The following is a 25,601-nucleotide window of genomic DNA, read 5'->3' as shown; positions in this document are numbered from 1 at the left end:
AAAATTTAAATAAAAATGGCAAAAGATATAAAATTTGATATTGAAGCACGTGACGGATTAAAACGTGGTGTTGATGCATTGGCAAATGCTGTAAAAGTAACTTTAGGACCAAAAGGTCGTAATGTAATTATTGGAAAGTCGTTTGGTGGTCCAACAGTTACTAAAGATGGTGTTTCTGTAGCAAAAGAAATCGAATTAAAAGATGCTCTTGAAAACATGGGAGCTCAAATGGTAAAAGAAGTAGCCTCTAAAACCAATGATTTAGCAGGTGACGGAACAACAACTGCTACCGTTTTAGCCCAAGCGATTGTAAAAGAAGGTTTGAAAAACGTAGCCGCGGGAGCAAATCCAATGGACTTGAAACGCGGAATTGATAAAGCGGTTGAAGCGATTGTAGCCGACCTTGCAAAACAAGCTAAAGTAGTAGGAAGCGATTCGGATAAAATCAAACAAATTGCTTCTATATCTGCCAATAACGACGATATCATCGGCGAATTGATTGCTAATGCTTTCGCAAAAGTAGGTAAAGAAGGTGTTATCACTGTGGAAGAAGCAAAAGGAACAGATACCTATGTTGACGTAGTGGAAGGTATGCAATTTGATAGAGGCTATTTATCTCCTTATTTTGTTACCAACCCAGAAAAAATGGAAACCGAATTAGATAGTCCATACATTTTATTATACGACAAAAAAGTATCTTCTCTAAAAGAATTATTACCTGTTTTAGAGCCGGTAGCACAATCAGGAAAACCATTATTGATTATTGCGGAAGATGTTGATGGTGAAGCTTTATCTACTTTAGTAGTTAACAAATTACGAGGAGCCTTAAAAATTGCAGCCGTAAAAGCACCTGGTTTTGGCGACAGAAGAAAAGCCATGTTGGAAGATATTGCAATTTTAACTGGTGGTACTGTTATTTCTGAAGAAAGAGGATACACCCTTGAGAACACTACTATCGAAATGTTAGGGACTGCTAAACGTGTAACTATCGATAAAGACAACACTACTATTGTAAGCGGCGCTGGCGAAGCAGATATGATTAAAAACCGCGTAAACCAAATCAAAGGCCAGATGGAAACGACCACATCTGATTATGATAAAGAAAAATTGCAAGAGCGTTTGGCTAAATTAGCTGGAGGTGTTGCTGTTCTTTATGTTGGTGCGGCATCTGAAGTAGAAATGAAAGAGAAAAAAGACCGTGTTGACGATGCCTTACATGCAACTCGTGCAGCTGTTGAAGAAGGAATTGTTGCCGGAGGTGGTGTGGCGCTGTTACGAGCAAAAGCATCATTAGAAGCTTTAAAAGCAGACAATGCTGATGAAGCAACGGGAATCAAAATTGTATCTCGTGCTGTAGAATCGCCTCTTCGTACAATTGTTGAAAATGCTGGATTGGAAGGATCTGTAGTAGTTTCGAAAGTTGCCGAAGGAAAAGGTGATTTTGGTTACAATGCAAAAACTGACGAATATGTGGACATGTTAAAAGCCGGTATTATTGATCCTAAAAAAGTAACACGTGTTGCACTTGAAAATGCTGCATCTGTTTCGGGAATGATTTTAACTACTGAATGTGCCTTAATCGATATTAAAGAAGAAAATGCCGGAGGCGGAATGCCAATGGGAGGCGGAATGCCAGGAATGATGTAATATCAACATGAAAAACAAAAAATCCGAAGTTTATAAAGCTTCGGATTTTTTTATGTTTTATGAAAAATTATTATATTTTATCTGCAGGTCTTTTTTTGAGTAATTTTATAAAAACTGGAATTGTAGAAATTAGAATTATCACAATGATAATATATTCAATGTAATGTTTTAAGTCAATTCCAAAATCCAAAAATACGCCATACAAATAGTGCCCGGCAAAAATCAACAAAAAGGACCATAAAAAAGAACTCAAAATATTAAAATACATAAATTTCTTTTTGTCCATCGAAACAATTCCAGCTACAATGGGTGCAAACGTTCTAAAAATTGGTAAAAAACGAGCATAAATAATTGCCTTTCCACCATACTTTTCGAAGAAATCTTTTGACTGTAAAAGGTATTTTTTCTTGAACCAAAAAGTATCTTCTTTTTTAAATAAATAATAGCCACTTTTTGCTCCAAACCAATACCCCATCATGTTACCAAAAATTCCTGCCGTTCCTACCAAAACAGCCAAAATAAAAACGTTTAGGAAATCGCTTGGCAATACCATAACATTTTCGATTAAATCGCGACTGTAAATTCCGGATAAAAACAACAAACTATCACCTGGCAAGAAAAAACCAGCAAACAAACCAGTTTCGGCAAAAACGATAAACAATACTATAAACAATCCGATTTGAATTCCGCCAACACTAAAAGTAATATAAAACTCGGGGTTGAGCAATTGAGTCCATTCAAAATTATTCATAGAAATCAGGCTATAGTATTTATAAGATTGTGAAAATAGCAATAATAAATTTTTAATACAATCTATTTTCGCAATTTAAAATTAAATTAACTAACAAGAGCCCAAACGGTTGTTTGGGCTCTTGCTTTTTATGGTTCTCTATCGTACTTGCAACAACTATGCAATCCTTCATATGCCGTTGTAGTAGCTTTAACACTATCAGTATCGTGCCCTGCTTTAGCAATAGCATTTTTCAAATCAGCTGGCGAGCATTTTTCTTCATTTAAAATAACTGATAGTTGATGTGTATCCACATCCCAACTAGCCATTTTAACTCCGGAAACGCCGTAAGCCGCTTTTTCAATACGCTTTTTACATTGCTCACAATTTCCATTAACCTCAGTCGTATATTTTAAATTTTTATTCTTCTTTTCTTGTGCTTGTGTACTTCCAACAAAAAAAGAAAACAAAAACAATATCAATAACTGTTTCATCTTTATAGTATTTAAAAATTATTTTATTTTAAAACGCAATCCCGCGTAATACATTTGTCCAAAAATAGGCGCATAAACCATAGAAGCATCAAAATACGGACCAAACGGATTTTCACTACCTAAAATAGCACGTGGCTGTTGGTAATTTCCAATATTCTCCCCTCCTACATACACTTCAAAAACATCCGAAAACACCCGTGTAACTTGTGTATTCATTAACGAATATGCCGCCGAAAAATCGGGTAATTGCTCATTAATTGGGTTTGAAGCCGTATTAGGCAATTGTTGCTTTCCAATTCGGTTAAAGGTAAAATCCATTCGCCATTGTTTTCCTTTCTCAGTTGCATGCGTTTCATACTCTAAGTTAGCAAAAAAACGGTTTTTAGCTTGCATCGGATTTTGATAAGTACCCGATAAATAATCCGTTTTTAAATCATAAAATTTATAGGCGGTTCTTAAATTTAAATCGTGAACAGGCTCCAAATTAAATTCGATTTGCAAACTATTGGCATACGATTTTCCTTGTAAATCATAAAACAAAGCCTGTTGTGGACTTTGCATAACATCAACAACTACTTGTTTTGAAAAATCGGTTCGATAAAAATCAACTACCGCTTCGGCATTTTTATTAAAAATTCGAAACTTTTGCGAAAAACTCAAGCCGTAATTCCAAGCTATTTCGGGATTCAAACCATACGTTTTACCTCCATCGTTTAAAATAGAAATAGCTCGAGACGATGCAAATAACGATTGATTTTCGGCAAAAATATTAGCTATTCGCTTCCCTCTTCCGGCAGAAAATCGCAAAACTGAATACTCCCAAGGATTGTATCTAACATGTAATCGAGGAGTAAAAAAAGTACCCAATCGGTTGTGATTATCTACCCTTCCGCCTAAAGCCAAACTAAAATTATCCGAATTATCATAGGTATATTCTAAAAAAGCTCCTACAGAATTATCTATTCTGCTGTAATCGGTAACATTCACAAATTCTTCGTATTTGTCGTAAGTAAAATTCAAACCTGCCGCAAACTTGTTTTTAGTATTATCAATAATCGAATTAAAAATCAAATTAGAATAATAACTGTTTTGCTTGATATCATACTGATTTAATCCAAAATAGGACTTTTGATTGTGCGTGTTAAATGCATTTTGAAAACCAATGCTTTGATACGGTTGATCAGGAAAAACATATCCTATTTTGGTTGACAAATCAAACCGCTCTGTATTGACTTCGGCTCCCCAAGCATTGGTCGTACCGCGATCCGTATCTTTATCAAAATCTACCTCACCTGATTGTTTTTTATCGTTCAAATACCGAACGCTTACAAAACCTACCAATCCCGTTTCGGCGTTTGCATATTGGTAGCGATTTAGAATATTAATTTGTCTTCCTAACGGATTATCTAAAAATCCGTCGTTATTCATGTCGTTTTTAGACAATCTTGTATTGCCATGAAGAAACAAACTCGTTGCCCATTTATCCGATAGTTTTTTGGAAAATTGTGTATTCAATTCTAATCGCGAATCGGTCGACCCATAGGCATTTACAAATAAAGGAACATCCGTTAAAGGCTTTAACAATTCGGTGTTAATTTGCCCCGAAATACTTTCGTAACCGTTCACTACACTCCCTGCTCCTTTGGTTATTTGAATACTCTCGACCCAAGTTCCGGGTGTAAATGATAATCCGTAAGCCTGCGAAGCACCTCTTACCGAGGGAATATTTTCTTCGGTAATCATCAAATACGGACTGGTTAATCCGAGCATTTTAATTTGCTTATTTCCTGTTACCGCATCCGAAAAATTCACGTCAATAGACGGATTGGTTTCAAAACTTTCGGCTAAATTACAGCAGGCCGCTTTGGCTAATTCTTTAGTAGTTAAGGTCGAAATATTACCTGTTACAGTATAGGATTTTTTTATCCCCTTTTGTTTTTTTACGATTTTAACTTCATTCAAATCTTCTTGAGCAAAGACCGGAATGCATAGCAAAACCATCACTAAATGTGTTATGTATTTTTGCATAAAAAATGATTCATTATGGTTGTATTTTTATTTTCTTGTTCCGAAAAGAACAAAATGAAAATTATTTCAAATCAAAAATTCGAAATAAAAAACCATAAGAATCAGGCGTAAAAAATAAGTTGATGGTATTGTTGATAAAGCGGTGGAGCATTAGCCTCCACATAATAAGGAAGTATTTTGCTGTGAAGAGAAAAAGACATTTCCTCAAAAACCAAAGGAACGTACAATTGATTAACAAAAGGCAATGCAATTTCAAAAGAAAACGATTTTACCGTTGCATTATCCGATTTTTTTTCGACTACAACGACTTTATCTTTGCAGCAGGTTTTATTGGTTTTATTAACGGCACAACATTTTTCCTCTTTTGGTGTGTAGACCTTTTTATCAAAAGATACCGAAGCCACATTTTCGCCACAATAATGTACATTCAAAGCCAATCCGATGTTAGAAACCAACATCAGAATTACTAAAAAAAAGCTTGTGTACTTTTTGAAACGCATGTGGCAAATTTACCAAAAACTAAAATGACAAGCCCTAATTAAATGTTATTTTTTTCTTTTTGCTCTTGATAATACAACGCTGGTACAAAAAGCAAAACGAAAATAGGTTGTATTAAAAACCGGCGTACATAAAACAACAACCAAACATTTACAGTTGTTTTACTAGAAAGAAGAAAATAAAACCCGCTAAATAAAATCACAAAAAAAAACAGATATAAGATAGCCGTAAATTGTACGAGTGCTTTCTTTTTAAAAACAACAAAAATAATAGCTAAAGAAAGCATCGTATTCAATAAATAACGCAATAAAATATTTAGTACTAATTTCCAACTATCAAATTTTGGAAGGGGCGCATTTTTGAAATCTTCTTTAAAAAATACCAAAAAAGGATCGTAAAAAATATGTGTTTCAAAGGCACGAATCAGCGCTAAAAAAATCACTAATAAAGAGATTACACTAAAAGTCGTTAATTTATTAGTTGGCATATTTCGAATATTTTGTTACCCAAAAAAACCACAAAACAAACACGGTTCCATAAATGACTAGCGGAAATAAAACACCGTGTAATAAATGAGAATACGCTGGAAATCGGTATAAGAGAATACTCAGGGCGGCAATTCGTAAAATATTCAACAAGTAAATAAAAGCAGTGCCGAAAATAATAAAAAGGAATGTATTTACAAATCGACCCGCAAAAGCGGCTATAAAAGAAACAAATAAAATAAAAACACTCACTGCATTACAACCTTCTACAATTCGGATTACGGCTGTATTTTGATACGTAAGATACCATTCGTTTAAAACAGGTGTTACGCTAACCTGAAAACCTGCCCATTGCAAAACCGATTCTACTTGCTGACTCACCAATGCCGTTATACCATCCGATTTTGTATCATCAAAACTACTTAAATACTGTTGATACAAAAATGTCAAAACCACATACACTAAAAAAAATGTTCCCAAAAAAAGTAAAAAAGGTCGGTATTGTTGGATGTATTTTCTCAAGTGATTTTTTTAACAAAAATATACATTTTTTAAAAAGAGCATTAAATACATTTGTCTAAAAAAATTTCAAAATGACATTTCAAGAATTACAACCAAAAGTACGTTCTATTATAAGCGAAACCCCTTTATCTCGTGATCAAAAATTATTGGCAATTTGCGAACTTTTAAACCAACAGGTTTCTTATTACAATTGGGTAGGCTTTTATTTTGCCAACCACGACAATAAAACCTTGCACTTAGGCCCGTATGTTGGCGCTCCAACAGATCACACGGTAATTCCGTTTGGGAAAGGCATTTGCGGACAAGTAGCCGAAAGCAATGCTAATTTTGTAGTGCCCGATGTTTCGGCGCAAGACAACTATATTGCGTGTAGTTTTACAGTAGAATCTGAAATTGTAGTACCACTTTTTGTAAACGGAAAAAATATTGGCCAAATTGACATTGACAGCCACGTTATTGATCCCTTTACCGAAGCCGACGAACGCTTTTTAGAATTTGTAAATCAAGAAGTAGCGAAGCTATTTTAAAAACTAAACATTAACTAACCAAAACCAACCATTGCAAAATGAAAAAAACTTTACTCGCACTATGTTTTCTGATTACTATTCAATTCGCTTTCTCACAAACCCACGAAAATAAGGAACTAGAACTTTCTCAAAACGACAAATTTTATTATCTAGACTCTAAAAGTACCCAAACCAAATCAAAAGATTATCAATACATACGAGTAATTAAAGATTCTAGACTCAAAAAAGAAAATTATACCGTCTTAGAATATTACCGTTCTGGAGAACTACGAATGGAAGGAACTTCAAAGTTTTACGATGGCCACAAAAGAGGGAAAAGCAACTTATTATTACAAAAATGGCACTAAAAAATCGGAAACAAATTACATTAAAGGACGTACTAATGGAAACGATTTTGAATGGTATGAAAATGGTTCGAAAAAACTAGAAGCAGTATTTATTGAAGATTCCAAAACAAACCATACACAACACAAAATAAAGCAATATTGGGACGAAAATGGAACGCAAAAAGTAACTGATGGCAATGGTTATTATGAAGAAAGCCTCGAACGATTCTATGGAAAAGGAAATATAAAAAATGGTTTTAAAGATGGTAATTGGCAAGGTTGGGTTGTAAATCCAAATATAAAATACAATGAATATTACAACAACGGAAAATTTGTTACAGGAACCACAACAGACGAAAAGGGTACCGAAACAACCTATGACGCTTTAGAAAAAAAACCAGAGCCAAAAAATGGCATCATGTCTTTTTATCATTTTATTGGTAAAAATTACAATACAAGCAAATTACCAAAAGGTTTGAAAGGAAAAATCTACACGAGCTTTATAGTGGATAAAGATGGTAAAATAACTGAACCCAAAATATTAAGAGATATTGGTCATGGAACGGGAGCCGAAGCCATAAGAGTTTTAAATGAGGCAGAAAACTGGAATCCTGGAGAACAAAGAGGACGAAAAGTAAGGGTTTTATATTCATTACCCATTACTATCCAACCGGCCAATTAAAAATAATTAAAGGTTCATAATTTGAAATTCAAAATAATATAGTACTTTTGCAGCCGTCTATAACAGACATACATAATAATCATTAAATAATATTAGCATGTACTTAACTAAAGAAGTAAAATCAGAAATCTTCGCTAAACACGGAGGTAAAGCAGAAAATACTGGATCTGCAGAAGGACAAATCGCTTTGTTCACATTTAGAATCAACCACTTAACTGAACACTTGAAACAAAATCGTCACGATTACAACACAGAGCGTTCATTGGTTAAATTGGTAGGTAAAAGACGATCTTTGTTAGATTACTTGAAAAAGAAAGAAATCAACAGATATCGTGAAATTATCAAAGAATTGGGTATTAGAAAATAATACAATAAAAGAGGTGCTTGCGCGCCTCTTTTTGTTTTTATATATTACAAAAAAAAGTTTGGTTTTTCATTTGGTTTTTAGCTTACAACAACTACACTACAACTACAACACAACTAAAATCCATTGTATAATCAACTAAAGGAAAATTTATGATTCCACAAGTAAAACAAGAAATTATCGATTTAGGAGACGGAAGAACCATCTCAATCGAAACAGGAAAATTAGCCAAACAAGCCGATGGATCTGTGGTTGTAAGAATGGGCAACTGTATGCTCTTAGCAACAGCGGTATCGGCAAGAACTGCAAATCCAGGTATTGATTTTTTACCTCTTACGGTAGATTATCGCGAAAAATTTGCAGCTGCAGGTCGTTTCCCTGGTGGTTTTTTTAAGAGAGAAGCGCGACCAAGTGATAGCGAAGTATTGACCATGCGTTTGGTTGACCGTGTATTGCGTCCGCTTTTCCCAGACGATTACCATGCCGAAACCCAAGTAATGATTCAATTAATGTCGCATGACGAAAATGTTATGCCCGATGCCCTTGCTGGTTTAGCTGCATCTGCCGCATTGGCTGTTTCAGACATTCCATTTTACAATTTAATTTCGGAAGTTCGTGTAGCGCGTATCGACGGAAAATTGGTTATTAACCCAAGCAAAGAAGAATTAGAACAATCTGATATCGATATGATGATTGGGGCTTCTATGGATTCTGTTGCCATGGTAGAAGGTGAAATGAAAGAAATTTCAGAAGCCGAAATGATTGAAGCTATTAAATTTGCTCACGAAGCCATCAAAACGCAAATTGAAGCACAACAACGTTTAAGAACTTCTTTAGGAAATGCTGAATACAGAACCTATGAAGGCGAAGTAGAAGATGCTACTATTTACGCCAAAGTAAAAGCAGCAGCTTATGACAAATGTTACGCTATTGCTGAAGAAGCTTCTGGAAAAAGCGAAAGAGGCGAAAAATTTGCAGCAGTAAAAGAAGAAGTTAAAGCTTTATTTACTGAAGAAGAATATGCTGAAAATACTGATTTAGTTGAATTAGTAGGGAAATATTTCTACAAAACCAACAAAGAAGCCGTTCGTAATGTTATTCTGGAACAAGGAATTCGTTTAGATGGTCGTAAAACTACCGAAATCAGACCAATTTGGTGTGAAACCGATTATTTACCATCAGTACACGGTTCATCTTTATTTACTCGTGGAGAAACACAAGCTTTGGCTACAGTAACTTTAGGAACTTCTAGAGAAGCAAATGTAATCGATTCTCCATCTGAACAAGGTGAAGAAAAATTCTACTTACACTATAACTTCCCTCCTTTTTCTACCGGAGAAGCACGTCCTTTAAGAGGAACTTCACGAAGAGAAGTAGGACACGGAAACTTAGCACAAAGAGCTTTAAAAAATATGATTCCTGCCGATTGTCCTTACACTATCCGTGTGGTTTCTGAGGTATTAGAATCAAACGGTTCTTCGTCAATGGCTACAGTTTGTGCTGGTACTATGGCACTTATGGATGCCGGAGTTCAAATGGTAAAACCTGTTTCTGGAATTGCAATGGGATTGATTACAGATGGCGAAAAATTTGCGGTTTTATCTGATATTTTAGGAGATGAAGATCACTTGGGTGATATGGATTTTAAAGTAACAGGTACTGCTGATGGAATTACAGCTTGTCAAATGGACATCAAAATTGATGGATTGCGTTACGACATCATGGAACAAGCGTTAAGTCAAGCTCGCGAAGGTCGTTTGCATATTTTAGGAAAATTAACGGAAACAATTGCAACTCCAAGAGAGGACGTTAAAGCACATGCTCCAAAAATCATCACGAGAACTATTCCTGGTAACTTTATTGGAGCCTTGATTGGTCCTGGTGGAAAAGTAATTCAAGATTTACAAAAAGCTACCGGAACTACTATCGTAATCAATGAAGTTGACGAACAAGGTGTGGTTGAAATTTTAGGGACTAATCCTGACGGTATTAAAGCCGTATTAGCTAAAATAGATTCGATTACATTCAAACCTCAGATGGGTGAAGCTTACGAAGTAAAAGTAGTTAAAATGTTGGATTTTGGTGCCGTTGTTGAATACACTGCTGCTCCAGGAAACGAAGTTTTATTACACGTATCTGAATTGGCTTGGGAACGCACCGAAAATGTGGCCGATGTAGTTAAAATGGGAGATGTATTCCAAGTTAAATACTTAGGAATTGACCCAAAAACTAAAAAAGAAAAAGTGTCGAAAAAAGCACTTGTTCCAAGACCTCCTCGTGAGGATAAAAAAGAGTAATCAGATCTTAGTTTACTAAAGGTTTATTATATAAAATCCCGTTCATCGATATGAATGGGATTTTTTTATAGAAACAATTATTTATATTACATACTCAAAGAAATGATGGTTTTCATAAAAAAAGCACTCAAAAACACGGTTTTCTTAATGAATAATTCTAAAAATAAAGTATCTTATTTACAATTCCATTCATTTAACCGAGCTCCTTTTTAGAAAAAAATAATTTTTATTAGAAAAAATTGTAACATTCTTAGTACTGCTTACGTATAACTACTTGTACACTTTAAAATAAGGAGACAAAAAGATGAGACAACTTAAAATCACCAAGCAGGTAACCAATCGTGAAACTGCTTCATTAGACAAATATTTACAAGAAATCGGAAAAGTAGATTTGATCACGGCCGATGAAGAAGTAGAATTAGCACAACGCATAAAAGCTGGTGATCAAAGAGCTTTAGAAAAACTAACTAAAGCCAATTTACGTTTCGTGGTTTCGGTAGCAAAACAATACCAAAACCAAGGATTAACCCTTCCTGATTTGATTAACGAAGGAAACTTAGGCTTGATTAAAGCGGCTCAACGTTTTGATGAAACACGTGGATTTAAATTTATTTCGTACGCCGTTTGGTGGATTCGTCAATCGATTCTTCAAGCTTTAGCAGAGCAATCTCGTATCGTTCGTTTGCCATTAAACAAAATTGGTTCTATCAATAAAATCAATAAAATGTACGCTTTATTAGAGCAATCTAACGAGCGCCCACCTTCTGCTGAAGAAATTGCAAAAGAATTAGACATGACTGTTAACGACGTAAAAGAGTCTATGAAAAACTCTGGTCGTCACTTATCAATGGATGCTCCATTAGTGGAAGGTGAAGATTCTAACCTTTACGATGTATTGCGTTCAGGTGAATCTCCTAATCCGGATAGAGAATTGATTCACGAATCGTTACGCACTGAAATCGAACGTTCTTTAGAAACATTAACTCCAAGAGAAGCTGATGTAGTTCGTTTGTATTTTGGATTAGGTGATCAACACCCTATGACTTTGGAAGAAATTGGAGAAACATTCGACTTAACTCGTGAGCGTGTTCGTCAGATTAAGGAAAAAGCAATCCGCAGATTGAAACACACTTCTAGAAGTAAAATCTTAAAAACATATTTAGGCTAATTAGTCTTAAAGTTAGAAAGTTTACCATACTCTAAAGGCTTTTTTCCCTTTTAGACGTTTTACTTTCGACTAACAGCAAACAACAGTTTGATTGACTGTTCGTTTTTTGATTGATGATTGAAACTCCGGCTGATTACCGGAGTTTTATTTTTTTAAATTTTAAGGTAAAAAAACATAACTAAACTCCACGGGTTTTTATTTGAAATAGCATTTCCATTTCATTTAATTATCGATTACCTTTGCCGAATCAAAAACAACACGGAATTTTCAGAAAAAACAACACTATGAAAAATACCCTAATAGCACCTTCAGTTTTAGCTGCTGATTTTGCCAATCTTCAACGCGATATCGAAATGATTAACAATAGCGAGGCCGATTGGTTTCATATTGACATAATGGATGGTGTTTTTGTACCCAATATTTCGTTTGGAATGCCTGTTTTAGAAGCTATTAACAAACATGCTAAAAAAACAATCGACGTGCATTTGATGATTGTAGATCCTGATCGTTATATTTCAAGCTTTAAAAAATTAGGAGCCAATGTATTAACCGTGCATCTTGAAGCTTGTACACATCTTCATCGTACCCTTCAAGCCATAAAAGCGGAAGGAATGAAAGCAGGTGTAGCAGTAAACCCGCATACAAATATTGACTTATTAGAAGATGTGATTAAAGATATTGATTTGGTTTGCATCATGAGTGTAAATCCTGGCTTTGGCGGACAATCTTTTATAGAAAATACCTACGACAAAGTCAAAAAATTAAAAGCATTAATAAACAAAAAAGGCGCTTCGACTCTTATCGAAATTGATGGAGGCGTAACTAATAAAAACGCCAAACAATTGGTTGAAGCAGGAGCTGATGTCTTGGTTGCCGGAAGCTACGTTTTTGGAGCAACCGATCCCCTTGCAACGGTTGCCGATTTAAAACAACTAAGTTGCTTTTAAAGTTATCTAAATTCAAAACTCACAAATCCGAAGTAAATTTTCTTCGGATTTTTTTTTGCGCAAAAACCAATTTAACATACTTCATCACTTCCTAACATTCATTTAAACTTACATTTCCAAATATTTAATCATAAGGTAACCCTAAAATTAAGCGCTATTTTTTCTTGTTAAATAGCTTTGTAGCTTATTAAAAACATACCCTATGACTAAACCTTTACCCTCAAAACATTCTAAAAAAGAAACTTTTTTTATTACAAATCGATTCCATTTTAATCGTGTAACCATTAAAACTGGATTATTATCTGCTGCTGCGTTTTTTTGCTTCTCGCAACTATCTAACGCCCAAACAGTAGATCTTTCTACTTATATCCGAGTAGGACGATATGATTTACCCGAACCAACTCGCATCGCACATCCTGCAAATAATTTGTTAGCACAAGAAGCTTCGGGTGTTGCTTATAATTGGGACACCGATACGCTTTTTATTGTGGGAGACGGTTCTACTTCTGTGGTGCAAGTTTCTAAAACTGGTGAACTAATTGATACTATGACATTAGCACAAGGAAACAGTCCTCAACAAACTGAGTTTTACGACACGGAAGGTATAACTTACATTGGAAACGGGCAATTTGTTATGGCCGAAGAACGCGATCGTCAGTTGGTTTTATTTACCTATGCGGCAGGAACGACACTTACTAGAAACGATACTAAAACGGTAAAAATTGGAACTTTCGTGAATAATATAGGAACCGAAGGACTTTCGTACGATCCGCTGACAAACGGTTTTATTGTTTTAAAGGAAATATCTCCTATGGGAATTTTCCAAACCAGCGTTGATTTTATGGCTGGTACAGCCACCAACGGATCAGCAACTACCGAGAACTCAACTAATTTATTTGACCCAGCTCTTCTTGGTTTTACTGACGTAGCGGATATTTTTGCATTATCGAATTTACCAGCTCTTCAAGGTCAACCGTTATATAACAACCTGTTGGTATTAAGTCAGGAAAATGCAAAAGTGGTCAATATCGACAGAAATGGGACTATTTCAAGCACTCTAACCATAACTTCGGATCCTGGAAATCCATTAGACGCACCCAATCAACAACATGAAGGGATTACAATGGATCGTAATGGCACTATTTATATTGTGAATGAAAATGGTGGTGGAGACATCAATCATCCTCAATTATGGGTCTATGCTCCTTCAAACAAACAAAATGAAGCCCCTACTGCAATTTCATTAAACAATACTACTTCGAGCATTTTAGAAAACTCCAACACAACTTCTGCAGTAAAAATTTCTGATATTTTAGTAACCGATGATGGTTTAGGAACGAATACGTTCTCTATTACAGGACCTGATGCAGCTTTTTTTGAAATTACAAATGCAGGGCTCTATATCAAAGCAGGAACTGTTTTGGATTACGAAGCAAAATCAAGTTACAGTATCGCCATTAATGTAGACGATAAAACGCTAGGAAACAGTCCTGATGCAAGTATCGCTTTTACTTTAACTGTTACCGATGTATTGAATGAAACGACGCAGGCTGCAACCACTAGTATTTCGGAAGTTGCACCTTGGTCAAGTGGTAACAATTTAGTTGGTGCAGATTGGTTTGAAGTAACTAATAACGGAAATGCAGCTTTAGATATATCAGGTTGGAAAGTAGACGACAGTTCTCAATCATTTAGTGCAGCACTAGCATTAAATGGCATAACCTCAATTGCTCCAGGAGAATCCGTTATTTTTCTAGAAACCAGTGCCACCAATTCGGCCACGATTATAAATAATTTTAAATCGACTTGGTTTGGAAACAATGTACCAAGCAACTTACAAATAGGAACCTATAGCGGCAGCGGAATTGGGTTAAGTACTTCTGGAGACGAAGTGAATTTATACGATCCGAACGGAAACTTGCGAGCCAGCATTACTTTTGAGGTTTCTACCACCAATAAAACATTTAATAATGCCGTTGGATTAAACAATGCCACTATTACAACCTTAAGCCAAATTGGAGTAAATGATGCATTTGCTGCAGTTAATGATTTCAATCAAATTGGTTCACCGGGTACAACGGGAAAAATATTCGTGTCTGAAATAGCCCCATGGTCAAGTGGCGATAGTCCCGTTGGAGCGGATTGGTTTGAAGTAACCAATACCAAAGCGTATGCAGTAGATATAACAGGTTGGAAAGTTGATGATAATTCGCAATCGCCAGCTGCGGCAGTTGCTTTAAATGGTATTACTACTATTCAACCCGGAGAATCCGTTATCTTTATCGAAACGAATGATTTATCCAGTAAATCAGCACTATTTTTAAACAATTGGTTTGGAAACAACCCTCCAACTGGATTAAAAATTGGAAATTACACTGGTTCAGGAATTGGTTTAAGTGGTAATGGCGACCAAGTCAATTTATACAACGGAATTAGCAGTACACCTGTTGCATCGGTGTTATTTGAAACGTCGCCTTCGGGAACTTTTAGAACATTCGATAATACCGCGGGTCTTACGACCATCACAAAACCAGTTTCGCAGTTGAGTACAGTAGGGATTAATGGTGCATTTGTTGCAGCGAATAGCAGTAACGAAGTTGGCTCACCGGGTATCCATACTACAACTCAAACTAATTTAGGAACTGCCAATCCATCCTTAAATAACAACGAATTTAAAGTTATGGCCTTTCCTGTTCCATTTGAAAATACTTTTCATGTAAAAAAAGTCACTTCAAACGAAAATGAGGCTATAACGGTAACTGCATATGATATGAGTGGAAAACAAATTGACACATTAAAAATAGAACATTCCAATTCTGAGAACGTAGCAATTGGTCAACAATATAAACCGGGAATTTATAATGTAAAAGTTACGCAAGGAAATAAAACCCAGACTTTGAGAGTAATCAAAAAATAAATTTTCTAGAAAAACCGAAGAATTTTTCAATAATTATAATCGGAGCAGTTTTTACTGCTCCGATTTTTTTATATTAAATTGTTTACAACACAGCGGCTATTTTTTCATCTGTTAACAATTTGAGTAAAGCTTTTTCCTCTGGGTTTAGTGCAGACTTAGCTCGCGAAGATTTAGGTTTGTAGTTCCAAATTCGGCCATTTTCAAAAGCAGCAATTACAGTAGGATGCACATAATATTTTTTACAAACCGCACGAGTATTTCCTAATTTGCCCGCAACACTATCAATTACGCTTACTATTTTTTTACTACATTCGGTTTTACTTAGTGGTTTTTCTTCGTTTAAAAAACTACAAAGCGCATTTAAACTACCTGCCCAAGCTCTAAAATCTTTCGCAGTAAAATCCATTTGCGTACTATTTTTCAAATACGAATTAACATCAGCAGAACCAATTACATGGTGACGACCTTCATCATCATAATATTGAAACAGTTCTTGACCAGGAATATCTTTGCAACGTTTCACCAATCGCATTAAACGTTTATTTTTTAAACTAATTTTATGTTTCACTCCTTTTTTACCTTTAAACTCAAAGAAAAGAGCCCCCGAATTCATTTTCACATGTCGGTCACGTAAAGTCGTCAATCCAAAAGAACCGTACAGTTTTTTATAAGCTTCATTCCCTATTCGAATGTTGGTTACCTCAATTAATTTAATCACTAAGGCCACTACTTTTTCATAAGGCAAGCCTTTTTTATTCAAATCTTTTTCGAGTTGAACTCTAATTTTTGGTAAGACCGTGGCGAATTGTCGCAAACGAAAAAATTTAGACTGGTTTCTAATTTTAGTCCAATCTATATGGTATTTGTACTGTTTTCTTCCTTTTGCATCGATACCTGTAGCTTGTAAATGCCCGTTTTCGTAGGGCGAAATCCAAACATTTTCCCATGCGGGCGGAATTATTAACTTATTAAAACGCTCCAATAGCGCTTTATCTTTGATTAGTGATCCTTCTTCATCCTTATATAGAAAGTTTTTTCCTTTTTTATAGCGATAAAAACCACGTTTGTCATCGGAAAAATATCGCAATCCTATTGCTTTGGCAGATTGTTTGGGATCATCTGCAATTTTTTGTAATTTTTTTTCTAATCGGCACATCTTCTTACATTTAAAAAACAGTTAAAAGTAAGTCGATAATCCTTTTGGTATATTATATAATTATGAAGTGAAGTTGTATAATAAAAATGGGACAAAGAAGGATATTTCTTCTTTGTCCCATTTAGTGAACTTGACGTCATAAAATTCGAACCTTTAAATGGAGGAAATGAAAACCTTAAATGATTATATTGTCACTGTACTATAAATTTTAAAAAAGTCTATGGCTAGCACGGAGCAATAAATCGAGTTGAATATACTCACTGCCTCTAATATTTTTTTAAAATAATAATGCCACAAACTGTTTTTAGTTCAAGCTCTAATAGTAAAACCCATCTGTTATTTCTTTAACAATTATCCATTTGCCTTTTTCTTTTTTCATAATTAGAAAAGATCTAGGGTTTATAAATTGTCGACCTGTAGTTGTTTTTGCAAAAGCAAAAACAACATATTTTTTTTTGTAGATCATGGGTTCTGAAAATGAAAACGCAGGTTTTTCTGGAATTTTGTCCATATATTCGCTGTAGATGTATGGTTTTGGAAAAACCTTTTCGGTCATCCATTTCACTTTAAAATTTTTAAATTCCTTTTGTTTCCATAATGATTTCCTTAACCATAAAGAATCGGTATCCTGATTACGGTATTTTTCATTCATTTCAGCCCAATATTTTTCTTCGTAAATTCTTGGATTTTCATCAAGACTATTCTCTAAATTATTAGGATTCTCGCTAATGTAAGCCCTCTCTTTCCACAAATCCAATGCGTAATTATTATTAATTTTGTTTGTAATAATCACTATAGTATCGTTGTTTTTAACGGTTTCTTTTAAGTACGCATTTATAGGATCAATACTCTTATTAGTAGAAGAGCAGCCAAAAATAAAAAACAATAAAGCAGTGATATAAATATATTTTTTCATAGTATTTTAATTACAAGGTTTTCCGATTATTGTTTGTCCATTTACTGTACGACCACTACCTTCTGCGTCGTATCGTCCTTTTATTCTAAGGAAATCGGGACTTCCTACTGGGAATTTCTCTGCAAATATGGGAGCCTCCTGCAAACCACCCCAAGCCAAATCGGTATATACTTGTAGTGGTTCTTGATTTGCAGGAACAGCTACACCTGTCTGAAACTCCTGCAGAGCAGACCCAATTGTTTTTACATATTTTTGAGCCATTTCGTCGTGGTGAGCATTCGCTGATTGACTATTTGTTGGGGGATAATTTTCATCACAGTAAGCTTGATATAAGGTAGGAAAATCATTCAATACATTTGGGTTATTGGTAATTGTTTGCTCATCAACTAAACTAAAAAAGTAACAGTGTGTTATTTCATGTAATATACACGATGCTCTAAAGAGGTCAGTAGCAGTTGTATAATTTGAACTTATAAAAAGGTTGTAATTATTAGTACCTTCTATTTTAACTGACCGTGCAGGATTTGGGATTTTAGAATCAGATTTCATATTTATAGTAATTGTTTCGCTAGCTCCTAAGTCTTTTAAAATTTGTGTTATATCAGCACTGCCGTTTTTTAATTTTTCTAAAACACCCTTTGGGCAAGGGTCAAGACTATCCTTTATTCTTTCTTCTATTAGCTGAGCAACACTAACACATTTTCCAAATTTCTTTATATAACCTGGGCCACAGTCTCTTGATGACGAGTTATTATTTCCACCACTACCTCCATATCCTGGATCTGGATTATTAGGAGGTGTTCCTTCACCTCCTCCGCTGCCTCCTCCGCCAAAACATCCTAATCCAAAAATAGGCTCAAAACTTCCGTCATCATACCACCATCCGTACTCCACACATACAACATCATATCGAGCATTAATACTAGGTTTTATTCTATCGCCTTTTTTGAATTTTAGGTGGGTTCCATTTTTAACTTTCAATTCCTTAATAAACACACTACCCGTAAAACTCTGGTCAATAGCGTAAAAATTAAAGTTTGGTTCAGCGTTATTGAAATCTTCCTCTTGAGTGTTTATTTGTAGGTAATAAACTTTAAAATTGCCCTGATTATCTCTTATAAACATCATTCTATAAAATTCATAATATTCTTCTTTAGAAGAAGATGCAATGTAATCTTTTAAAAGCAAAGGGACTTCAACAATTTCACCTTGTCTTCCACTGGTTATAATAATATTTTCCCAATCAATTTTCTGAGTGTATTTTAATACTTCAAAATTTTCAGTGGTTACATTTTTTATAAACCAACTCTTAGCTTCTGCTGTGGGATCAGAGAGGATTTCTTCTGTGTTACAGGCATTAAAAAAAATGAAAAACAATCCAGTTATAAGCAACGTTTGTCTTATTATTTTCTGCCTAATTTTAATTTCTTAAGTTAGATTGCTTTTAAAATATACGAATATTTTTATATTTAAATAGCAGAAACTTATCTTTGTAACTCTATAAAAATTAGTATTTAATTGATATTAAATAATATACACCCACAAAGAATTTTAAAATAATAAATATAATACTATCTCTATAAACCCAATAATACCTAATGGAATTAAAGCAAAAACTTTAAGTAAATACAAAATTTTATAAAAAGGTTTAAAATTTTAAAACCATAAAAAAAGCCTGAGAATCTATTTTCTCAGGCTTTTAATCTTTGTTTGTGACCACGGAGGGGTTCGAACCCCCAACCCTCAGAGCCGAAATCTGATATTCTATCCAGTTGAACTACGTGGTCAAATTTTATACAAAATAATTACGAAAGTAATTTTTTCACAATTGTCGAAATGGTTTTTCCATCAGCTTTTCCAGCTAATTCAGTCGAAGCCAATCCCATAACTTTTCCCATTGCTGCCATACCAGAAGCTTCGTTATCTTCTATAATTTTAGCCACAATAGCCTCTACTTCTTCTTCGGTTAATTGTGCAGGTAAAAACTTTTCGATTACTGCTGCTTGCAATAATTCTGGTTCAGCCAAATCAGGTCTTCCTTGTTGAGTAAAAATAGCAGCACTATCTTTACGTTGTTTAACCAAACGTTGTAATAATTTAATTTCTTCTTCTTCAGAAATTGCTTCTTTTGAGCCGCTTTCGGTTTGCGCTAACAATAAAGCAGATTTAATTGCACGTAACGATTCTAAAGCAACAGTATCTTTGGCTTTCATGGCTGTTTTAATTTCATCCATGATTTGGGTTTGTAAACTCATTTATATGGTTTTTATACTTAAACGTAAAATTGTTTGTTATGAAGTCTAATTGCAATTAGCTAAAATGGCAAATTCGTTGCGAAGATAAAAAAAATAACCCGAAAATTAAATTCAATTTTCGGGTTAAGGTTATTTAATATTTTTAGCACTAATCTACATTGTCGTGCAAAAAGGAATTATTAGAACGCAATTGCAAATCGTTATTACTATCAGTACCAACCGAAAATCTGGAATTGTTATTAACATTTTGATTATTAGACAACTCAATTCCAAAACGCTTATAAGCGGGTTCTTTTTCTAATTCATCAATTCGAGAAACGTTGTTATGAAATTTGTAATTGAATTCTTTTAATTTTTTTCTTCTTTCATCAGCTCTCAAACGCAACGTTTCTTCAATGGTTAATTCTAAAGGCGAAGCAGCATCTAATCCAGGACTTTCCAAATCAGCAACAGGCTCAATTACTTTTTTCATCGTAATATTTAACTCAGCTGGAACTTCAGGTTCTGTCACTTTTGCAACCGGTTTAGAAGCCAATAATTCATTTTCCAGCTCCATATATTCTTCTAAAGAATGCTTAATGATTCCATTGTCAGCATGTTCAGTTACAGGAACAAATTGCACTGGTTGGTTTACTTTGATATTTTTAGTTTCGTTTGTCAATTCAAATAAAACCGTATTATCTTCTTCTACTTTTTTAGGTTGCGTTATCTCTGGTTCTGCATTAAACAAAGGCATATCAAACGAAAAAGTAGTTTGCTCTTGTTTTTCGATTGGTTTTGGTTGTACTGCTTTTACAGGAGCAACTTCTGGGGCAGTAATAGCAAAATCAATATCTTTTATAGGCGAAACGATTTCGAACGTAACATCTAAATTTTTAATAAATTCCGACATAGCCAACAATTCATTTTCATTTGCAACTGGAGTGGTTGCAACTGGAGCAACAATTTCTGGAGCTGTGAAAATTTCTTCTTCTAAATCGTAGATGATTTTTTCTTCTGTTTTAGCAGAAGGAATTTCAGCATCTAAATCAAAAGTAGCAACAGGATTATTGGTTAAATTATGAATGCTTTTTTGTTCATCTTCTAAAGTATGAATAATTTTTTTAGGCTCGGTGTTTACAATTTCATTTTGTTGTTCAACATCAAAACCCGTTGCAATAATAGTTACAGCAATGGCATCACCTAAGTTTTCATCTTCACCAACTCCCATGATGATATTGGCATTATGACCAGCTTCGTTTTGAATATGATCATTGATTTCTCCAATTTCATCAAGCGTAATTTCGTTAGTACCAGAAACGATAAGCAACAATACGTTTTTAGCACCCGTAATTTTATTATCATTTAATAAAGGCGAATCTAATGCAGCAACAATAGCTTCTTTGGCTCTGTTAGCACCCGAAGCTTCAGATGAACCCATTATTGCAGTTCCGCTATTAGACAAAACAGTCTTAGCGTCACGTAAATCGATATTTTGTGTATAGTGATTGGTAATTACTTCTGCAATACCTCTCGAGGCTGTTGCCAATACTTCATCAGCTTTTGAAAATCCGGCTTTAAAACCAAGATTACCATACACTTCACGTAATTTATTGTTATTGATAACGATTAACGAATCAACTTGTTTTCTCAGTTTATCGATTCCTAAAAGTGCTTGTTCTTGACGCACTTTTCCTTCGAATAAAAACGGAATCGTTACAATTCCTACTGTTAGAATTTCTCTTTCTTTGGCCAATTGAGCAATAACGGGAGCAGCACCTGTACCTGTTCCTCCACCCATTCCTGCTGTAATGAAAAGCATTTTGGTGTTACTATCTAACATTTTTTCGATGTCCGAAATACTTTCGATAGCCGATTGTTGTCCTACATCCGGATTTGCTCCTGCACCTAAACCTTCTGTTAAGTTAACTCCTAACTGAATTTTATTAGGAACCGGGCTGTTTTGTAACGCTTGCGAATCGGTATTACAAACGATGAAATCTACACCATTGATACCTTGCTTAAACATGTGATTGATAGCGTTACTCCCTCCGCCACCAACTCCAATTACTTTTATTACATTCGATTGATTTTTAGGTAAATCAAATGAAATACTTCCAAATTCTGAGTTGCTCATCATAATATTGGTTTTTATTTATTATTAAATCCTTGTCTTATTTTTTATTTTCCCTTTTTACTCTTTATTCTGCATTATCCAAAAAATCTTTTATTTTGTCGACATAACGATCAAAAAATGATTTTCGGATTTTAGTTTCGGTAGATTCTTCTTTCACCGTATTCATTCTTGGTAGTTCCTCTACTTCTTCTCGCTCCATATACACTTCCGAAACTTCGTGCTGATGTACAGCCACTGGCCTTTGATATGGTTTTGGTTTTTCTTTTACAGCATTAATAGCAATAGCACTTTGCGTACTGTTTTCAATACTATTCATTACCAAACCTACCGCCGTGGCATATAACGGACTTGATATTTCTTCATCCGAATTACCCGCCAAATGCTCGTTTGGATATCCAATTCGAGTGTCCATTCCGGTAATGTATTCTACTAACTGTTTGATGTGTTTTAATTGTGCACCACCTCCGGTTAATACAATTCCGGCTATTAATTTCTTTTTCGTGTCTTCATGACCGTAGGCTTTTATTTCGGTAAAAACCTGATCAATAATTTCGATTACGCGGGCATTAATGATTTTAGATAAGTTTTTAAGTGAAATTTCCTTTGGTTCACGGCCTCTTAATCCTGGAATAGAAACAATTTCGTTATCTCTGTTTTCACCAGGCCAAGCCGAACCAAATTTTACTTTCAACAATTCCGCTTGTTTTTCGATGATAGAACATCCTTCTTTAATATCATCTGTAATTACATTTCCTCCGAAAGGAATTACCGCAGTGTGACGAATAATACCATCTTTAAAAATGGCTAAATCGGTTGTTCCGCCACCAATATCAATTAAAGCAACACCGGCTTCTTTTTCTTCTTGACTTAAAACTGCATCCGCCGAAGCTAAAGGCTCTAAAGTTAATCCCGATAATTCGATTCCAGAACTCTGGATGCATCTACCTACATTTCGGATAGAAGAAGCTTGCCCCACGACAACATGAAAACTAGATTCTAATCTCCCCCCATACATTCCGATAGGCTCTTTAATTTCGGCCTGTCCGTCAATTTTAAACTCTTGTGGCAACACGTGAATAATTTCTTCCCCAGGTAACATCGCTAATTTGTTTACCTGATCAATCAATAATTGAATGTCATTTTCGCCAATTACTTCCTCTGGATTGTTTCTACTGATGTAATCGGTATGTTGAATACTACGAATGTGTTGACCCGCAATACCCACCACAACGTCTTTAATTTTATATCCTGAATTATTTTCTGCCTCCTGAATAGCTTGTTGAATAGATTGAATCGTTTGCGTGATATTGTTTACCACACCCCTAGCCACACCCAAACTTTTGGATTTACCAACACCCAAAATTTCGAGCTTTCCATACTCATTTTTTTTACCAATCATGGCTACAATCTTGGTTGTTCCAATATCTAGACCTACTGCAATGTTATCTTTTTCCATCTTCTATTATTTTGTGCAAACTACTTGTTCTGTAAATCGGAGATCAATTTTTTTGTATTTATACAACGAACTATCTAAAACCGCCTTCTGAAAAAAGGCTTTATAATTATCAAATTTTCTTTCAACATGTACCAATCTTCCAAAATCGATTATATAATCAAAATTTCGGTTCAACATTTTTAAGCTGTTATTAGGCATAAGTTCAACAGCAATGATGTTCTTTTTTAAGAACGAATCGTTGTGAATTATGCTAAGCAAGCAAGCTAGCTTTTGGTTATTTTCGGTATTAATATTCCCTGAAACAAGAGGAACTCTCGCTGTAAAATTAGCTGATAGTGGTATTTTAATTCCTTTAGAATCAATATAGAAAGAGCGATCTTCATTAAAAACTCTCGCAATTGGCGTCTTTTGCGTAACTACTGCTTTTAAGACTCCATCAATCGTAACAAACACTTCCGACTGTTCAATGGTAGGCTGATTGTTTAATGCTTTTTCTATCTTATTCAAATCTAACTCATCTTTGCGAATGCTTGAAAGCTCCCTTTTATTTTCTATTAACAATTTATTAACCGATTCTGGTGTAATTAACAAGGAATTTTCGCCCACAAAAACCACTGTTGATTTGGCTAATTTTCTGCTTTCATTTCGCTTAGACGAAAAGGAATACAGAAAAAACACCAACCCAATCATTAGCAGCAAACGAATTGTTGTCCAGTTAATTTTTCGCATTTAATCTTTCTTTAATTATAGGAACCATCTCACCAATATCTCCTGCTCCAATTGTAACAATAACCGTGGCATTATTTGCCAAAATTTCGGCTACCAAATCTTCTTTAGTTACAATTTTCTTATTTTCATTTGTCATTTTACCCAATAACCAATCCGAATTTACTCCTTCAACAGGCAATTCGCGAGCAGGGTAAATTTCGAGCAAAAATACTTCATCAAAAGCAGATAAACTAGCGGCAAAGCCATCAATAAAGTCTTTTGTTCTACTAAATAAATGCGGCTGAAAAATTGCCAACACTTTTTGCCCAGGATACAACTCTCTAACTGCTTGATGTACTGCATTTATTTCGGTTGGATGATGCGCATAGTCATCGATATAAACCAAATTATTATTTTTAATTTGATACGAAAATCTTCTGCGAATGCCTTTAAAACTTGCCAAAGCACTTCGAATAGCCTCGTTAGAAACACCATGCGTTTTGGCCATTGCAACAGCCATTAGCGCATTCATTAAATTATGTTTTCCAGGCAAACCAAATTGTAAATTTTCAATTAATTCCGTAGGAGTTTGAATATTAAAAACATAATTCCCTTGGCTAATTTCTACATTAAAAACTTTAAAATCAGCCGTTTCATTTATGGCACATTTCAATCCTTCTAATGGCAATTCGGTCGTTACAAAAAGCTTTTTTTTGTCCGTAATTTTTGATGCAAATTCTCTAAAAGAATCCTCAATAGCATCACTCGTTCCATAAATATCCAAATGGTCGGCATCCATAGACGTTACACAAGCAATATCTGGATTTAGGTGTAAAAACGACCTATCAAACTCATCTGCCTCAACTACTGTGATCGATTTTCCGGTACCAATAAGATTGGAGTTGTAATTTTCTACAATTCCACCTATAAAAGCAGTGACATCAGCACCACTTTCAAATAAAATATGACCTAAAATACTCGATGTAGTCGTTTTCCCGTGCGTACCTGCTACTGCAAAACAAAAGGTATCTTTGGTGATAATTCCTAAAACTTCGGCTCTTTTGCGTACGTGGTAATTTCTTTCTAAAAAATAATTCCACTCCGAATGGGATTTAGGAACAGCCGGCGTGATAATTACCAATGTATTTTCGACATAAAAATGTTTTGGAATCAAATTAATATTATCTTCAAAATGAATAGCAATACCACTTTCAATTAATTCAGAAGTTAACATCGATGGCGTTTTGTCGTATCCACAAACATTTTTCCCTATGTTCTGAAAGTATCGAGCTAATGCACTCATGCCGATTCCGCCAATCCCGATAAAGTAAACATTTTGTATTTGATCTAAATTCATTGGGT

General features: G+C 34.7%; 23 protein-coding genes and 1 tRNA gene. 9 read left to right on the top strand and 15 right to left on the bottom strand.

Annotated features, from left to right (window positions below; genetic code table 11):
* Positions 1-15 precede the first annotated feature (15 nt).
* On the top strand, positions 16-1,647 hold the full coding sequence (gene groL, locus I5M07_RS11210; protein WP_200106532.1) for a chaperonin GroEL: 1,632 nt from the start codon (positions 16-18) through the stop codon (positions 1,645-1,647).
* A gap of 70 nt (positions 1,648-1,717) precedes the next feature.
* On the opposite strand, the gene I5M07_RS11205 is transcribed toward groL, so the two are convergent.
* From I5M07_RS11205 to xrtF, 6 genes are all read right to left on the bottom strand, one after another.
* Entirely contained in the window at positions 1,718-2,398 is a 681-nt protein-coding gene (locus I5M07_RS11205) for a DedA family protein (RefSeq protein WP_200106531.1), read from the bottom strand.
* Between the two features lie 128 nt (positions 2,399-2,526).
* A complete protein-coding gene (locus I5M07_RS11200) occupies positions 2,527-2,871 on the bottom strand; it encodes a heavy-metal-associated domain-containing protein (RefSeq protein WP_200106530.1) in 345 nt (114 codons plus the stop codon).
* Between the two features lie 18 nt (positions 2,872-2,889).
* Positions 2,890-4,899 carry a TonB-dependent receptor plug domain-containing protein gene (locus tag I5M07_RS11195; RefSeq protein WP_200106529.1) on the bottom strand — a complete coding sequence of 670 codons (2,010 nt, stop codon included), beginning with the start codon at positions 4,897-4,899 and terminating at the stop codon, positions 2,890-2,892.
* 101 nt (positions 4,900-5,000) lie between these two features.
* Positions 5,001-5,399 carry an HYC_CC_PP family protein gene (locus tag I5M07_RS11190; protein ID WP_200106528.1) on the bottom strand — a complete coding sequence of 133 codons (399 nt, stop codon included), beginning with the start codon at positions 5,397-5,399 and terminating at the stop codon, positions 5,001-5,003.
* A gap of 38 nt (positions 5,400-5,437) precedes the next feature.
* On the bottom strand, positions 5,438-5,884 hold the full coding sequence (locus I5M07_RS11185; protein ID WP_200106527.1) for an exosortase F system-associated membrane protein: 447 nt from the start codon (positions 5,882-5,884) through the stop codon (positions 5,438-5,440).
* On the bottom strand, positions 5,874-6,404 hold the full coding sequence (xrtF, locus tag I5M07_RS11180; RefSeq protein ID WP_200106526.1) for an exosortase family protein XrtF: 531 nt from the start codon (positions 6,402-6,404) through the stop codon (positions 5,874-5,876). Before xrtF ends, I5M07_RS11185 begins: the two co-directional genes overlap by 11 nt.
* A 71-nt stretch (positions 6,405-6,475) precedes the next feature.
* Here xrtF and I5M07_RS11175 point away from each other — a divergent pair, with 71 nt between their 5' ends.
* The 8 genes from I5M07_RS11175 to I5M07_RS11140 all read left to right on the top strand — a co-directional run bounded on the left by I5M07_RS11175 (position 6,476) and on the right by I5M07_RS11140 (position 15,632).
* Positions 6,476-6,931, top strand: a complete 456-nt coding sequence (locus I5M07_RS11175) for a GAF domain-containing protein (protein WP_200106525.1) — start codon at positions 6,476-6,478, stop codon at positions 6,929-6,931.
* A gap of 38 nt (positions 6,932-6,969) precedes the next feature.
* On the top strand, positions 6,970-7,278 hold the full coding sequence (locus I5M07_RS11170) for a hypothetical protein (protein ID WP_200106524.1): 309 nt from the start codon (positions 6,970-6,972) through the stop codon (positions 7,276-7,278).
* On the top strand, positions 7,229-7,939 hold the full coding sequence (locus I5M07_RS11165) for an energy transducer TonB (protein WP_200106523.1): 711 nt from the start codon (positions 7,229-7,231) through the stop codon (positions 7,937-7,939). Before I5M07_RS11170 ends, I5M07_RS11165 begins: the two co-directional genes overlap by 50 nt.
* A 97-nt stretch (positions 7,940-8,036) precedes the next feature.
* Positions 8,037-8,306 (top strand): 30S ribosomal protein S15, encoded by a 270-nt coding sequence (gene rpsO / locus I5M07_RS11160; protein ID WP_200106522.1) that lies wholly within the window; start codon positions 8,037-8,039, stop codon positions 8,304-8,306.
* A 149-nt stretch (positions 8,307-8,455) separates the two neighbouring features.
* A complete protein-coding gene (locus I5M07_RS11155) occupies positions 8,456-10,600 on the top strand; it encodes a polyribonucleotide nucleotidyltransferase (protein ID WP_200106521.1) in 2,145 nt (714 codons plus the stop codon).
* Between the two features lie 304 nt (positions 10,601-10,904).
* Positions 10,905-11,768 carry a sigma-70 family RNA polymerase sigma factor gene (locus I5M07_RS11150; protein WP_007804760.1) on the top strand — a complete coding sequence of 288 codons (864 nt, stop codon included), beginning with the start codon at positions 10,905-10,907 and terminating at the stop codon, positions 11,766-11,768.
* Between the two features lie 284 nt (positions 11,769-12,052).
* On the top strand, positions 12,053-12,715 hold the full coding sequence (gene rpe / locus I5M07_RS11145) for a ribulose-phosphate 3-epimerase (RefSeq protein ID WP_200106520.1): 663 nt from the start codon (positions 12,053-12,055) through the stop codon (positions 12,713-12,715).
* 202 nt (positions 12,716-12,917) lie between these two features.
* Positions 12,918-15,632, top strand: coding sequence for an SdiA-regulated domain-containing protein (locus I5M07_RS11140; protein WP_200106519.1), 2,715 nt, complete (start codon positions 12,918-12,920; stop codon positions 15,630-15,632).
* An 82-nt stretch (positions 15,633-15,714) separates the two neighbouring features.
* Here the strand turns inward: I5M07_RS11140 and I5M07_RS11135 are convergent, their stop codons facing one another.
* The 9 genes from I5M07_RS11135 to murC all read right to left on the bottom strand — a co-directional run bounded on the left by I5M07_RS11135 (position 15,715) and on the right by murC (position 25,596).
* On the bottom strand, positions 15,715-16,788 hold the full coding sequence (locus I5M07_RS11135) for a DNA topoisomerase IB (protein ID WP_200106518.1): 1,074 nt from the start codon (positions 16,786-16,788) through the stop codon (positions 15,715-15,717).
* A gap of 316 nt (positions 16,789-17,104) precedes the next feature.
* Positions 17,105-17,704 (bottom strand): hypothetical protein, encoded by a 600-nt coding sequence (locus I5M07_RS11130; RefSeq protein ID WP_200106517.1) that lies wholly within the window; start codon positions 17,702-17,704, stop codon positions 17,105-17,107.
* Positions 17,705-17,710: 6 nt separating this feature from the next.
* Positions 17,711-19,096 (bottom strand): hypothetical protein, encoded by a 1,386-nt coding sequence (locus I5M07_RS11125; protein ID WP_200106516.1) that lies wholly within the window; start codon positions 19,094-19,096, stop codon positions 17,711-17,713.
* Positions 19,097-19,417: 321 nt separating this feature from the next.
* Positions 19,418-19,491: transfer RNA gene (locus tag I5M07_RS11120), tRNA-Arg, on the bottom strand.
* 18 nt (positions 19,492-19,509) lie between these two features.
* Positions 19,510-19,959, bottom strand: coding sequence for a GatB/YqeY domain-containing protein (locus I5M07_RS11115; protein WP_200106515.1), 450 nt, complete (start codon positions 19,957-19,959; stop codon positions 19,510-19,512).
* A 148-nt stretch (positions 19,960-20,107) separates the two neighbouring features.
* On the bottom strand, positions 20,108-22,078 hold the full coding sequence (ftsZ, locus tag I5M07_RS11110) for a cell division protein FtsZ (RefSeq protein WP_200106514.1): 1,971 nt from the start codon (positions 22,076-22,078) through the stop codon (positions 20,108-20,110).
* Positions 22,079-22,139: 61 nt separating this feature from the next.
* Positions 22,140-23,531, bottom strand: a complete 1,392-nt coding sequence (ftsA, locus tag I5M07_RS11105; RefSeq protein ID WP_200106513.1) for a cell division protein FtsA — start codon at positions 23,529-23,531, stop codon at positions 22,140-22,142.
* A 6-nt stretch (positions 23,532-23,537) separates the two neighbouring features.
* Positions 23,538-24,260, bottom strand: coding sequence for a cell division protein FtsQ/DivIB (locus tag I5M07_RS11100; RefSeq protein ID WP_200106512.1), 723 nt, complete (start codon positions 24,258-24,260; stop codon positions 23,538-23,540).
* Positions 24,247-25,596, bottom strand: a complete 1,350-nt coding sequence (murC, locus tag I5M07_RS11095) for a UDP-N-acetylmuramate--L-alanine ligase (protein WP_200106511.1) — start codon at positions 25,594-25,596, stop codon at positions 24,247-24,249. The genes I5M07_RS11100 and murC overlap by 14 nt, the downstream gene beginning before the upstream one ends.
* Between the last annotated feature and the right edge of the window lie 5 nt (positions 25,597-25,601).

The organism is Flavobacterium agrisoli, from assembly GCF_016522065.1.
Taxonomy (GTDB): Bacteria; Bacteroidota; Bacteroidia; order Flavobacteriales; family Flavobacteriaceae; genus Flavobacterium; species Flavobacterium agrisoli.
Note: the sequence above shows the minus strand (reverse complement) of the source record. Positions and strands in the feature narration are given on the sequence as shown.

Coding starts and splice junctions, on each gene's coding strand:
- I5M07_RS11150 (WP_007804760.1), top strand. CDS start 10,905: ATGAGACAACTTAAAATCACCAAGCAGGTAACCAATCGTGAAACTGCT.
- ftsA (WP_200106513.1), bottom strand. CDS start 23,531: ATGGAAAAAGATAACATTGCAGTAGGTCTAGATATTGGAACAACCAAG.
- I5M07_RS11100 (WP_200106512.1), bottom strand. CDS start 24,260: ATGCGAAAAATTAACTGGACAACAATTCGTTTGCTGCTAATGATTGGG.
- ftsZ (WP_200106514.1), bottom strand. CDS start 22,078: ATGATGAGCAACTCAGAATTTGGAAGTATTTCATTTGATTTACCTAAA.
- I5M07_RS11190 (WP_200106528.1), bottom strand. CDS start 5,399: ATGCGTTTCAAAAAGTACACAAGCTTTTTTTTAGTAATTCTGATGTTG.
- I5M07_RS11200 (WP_200106530.1), bottom strand. CDS start 2,871: ATGAAACAGTTATTGATATTGTTTTTGTTTTCTTTTTTTGTTGGAAGT.
- I5M07_RS11165 (WP_200106523.1), top strand. CDS start 7,229: ATGGCCACAAAAGAGGGAAAAGCAACTTATTATTACAAAAATGGCACT.
- murC (WP_200106511.1), bottom strand. CDS start 25,596: ATGAATTTAGATCAAATACAAAATGTTTACTTTATCGGGATTGGCGGA.
- I5M07_RS11135 (WP_200106518.1), bottom strand. CDS start 16,788: ATGTGCCGATTAGAAAAAAAATTACAAAAAATTGCAGATGATCCCAAA.
- I5M07_RS11195 (WP_200106529.1), bottom strand. CDS start 4,899: ATGCAAAAATACATAACACATTTAGTGATGGTTTTGCTATGCATTCCG.
- I5M07_RS11170 (WP_200106524.1), top strand. CDS start 6,970: ATGAAAAAAACTTTACTCGCACTATGTTTTCTGATTACTATTCAATTC.
- rpe (WP_200106520.1), top strand. CDS start 12,053: ATGAAAAATACCCTAATAGCACCTTCAGTTTTAGCTGCTGATTTTGCC.
- I5M07_RS11185 (WP_200106527.1), bottom strand. CDS start 5,884: ATGCCAACTAATAAATTAACGACTTTTAGTGTAATCTCTTTATTAGTG.
- I5M07_RS11155 (WP_200106521.1), top strand. CDS start 8,456: ATGATTCCACAAGTAAAACAAGAAATTATCGATTTAGGAGACGGAAGA.
- I5M07_RS11130 (WP_200106517.1), bottom strand. CDS start 17,704: ATGAAAAAATATATTTATATCACTGCTTTATTGTTTTTTATTTTTGGC.
- groL (WP_200106532.1), top strand. CDS start 16: ATGGCAAAAGATATAAAATTTGATATTGAAGCACGTGACGGATTAAAA.
- I5M07_RS11175 (WP_200106525.1), top strand. CDS start 6,476: ATGACATTTCAAGAATTACAACCAAAAGTACGTTCTATTATAAGCGAA.
- I5M07_RS11115 (WP_200106515.1), bottom strand. CDS start 19,959: ATGAGTTTACAAACCCAAATCATGGATGAAATTAAAACAGCCATGAAA.
- rpsO (WP_200106522.1), top strand. CDS start 8,037: ATGTACTTAACTAAAGAAGTAAAATCAGAAATCTTCGCTAAACACGGA.
- I5M07_RS11140 (WP_200106519.1), top strand. CDS start 12,918: ATGACTAAACCTTTACCCTCAAAACATTCTAAAAAAGAAACTTTTTTT.
- I5M07_RS11205 (WP_200106531.1), bottom strand. CDS start 2,398: ATGAATAATTTTGAATGGACTCAATTGCTCAACCCCGAGTTTTATATT.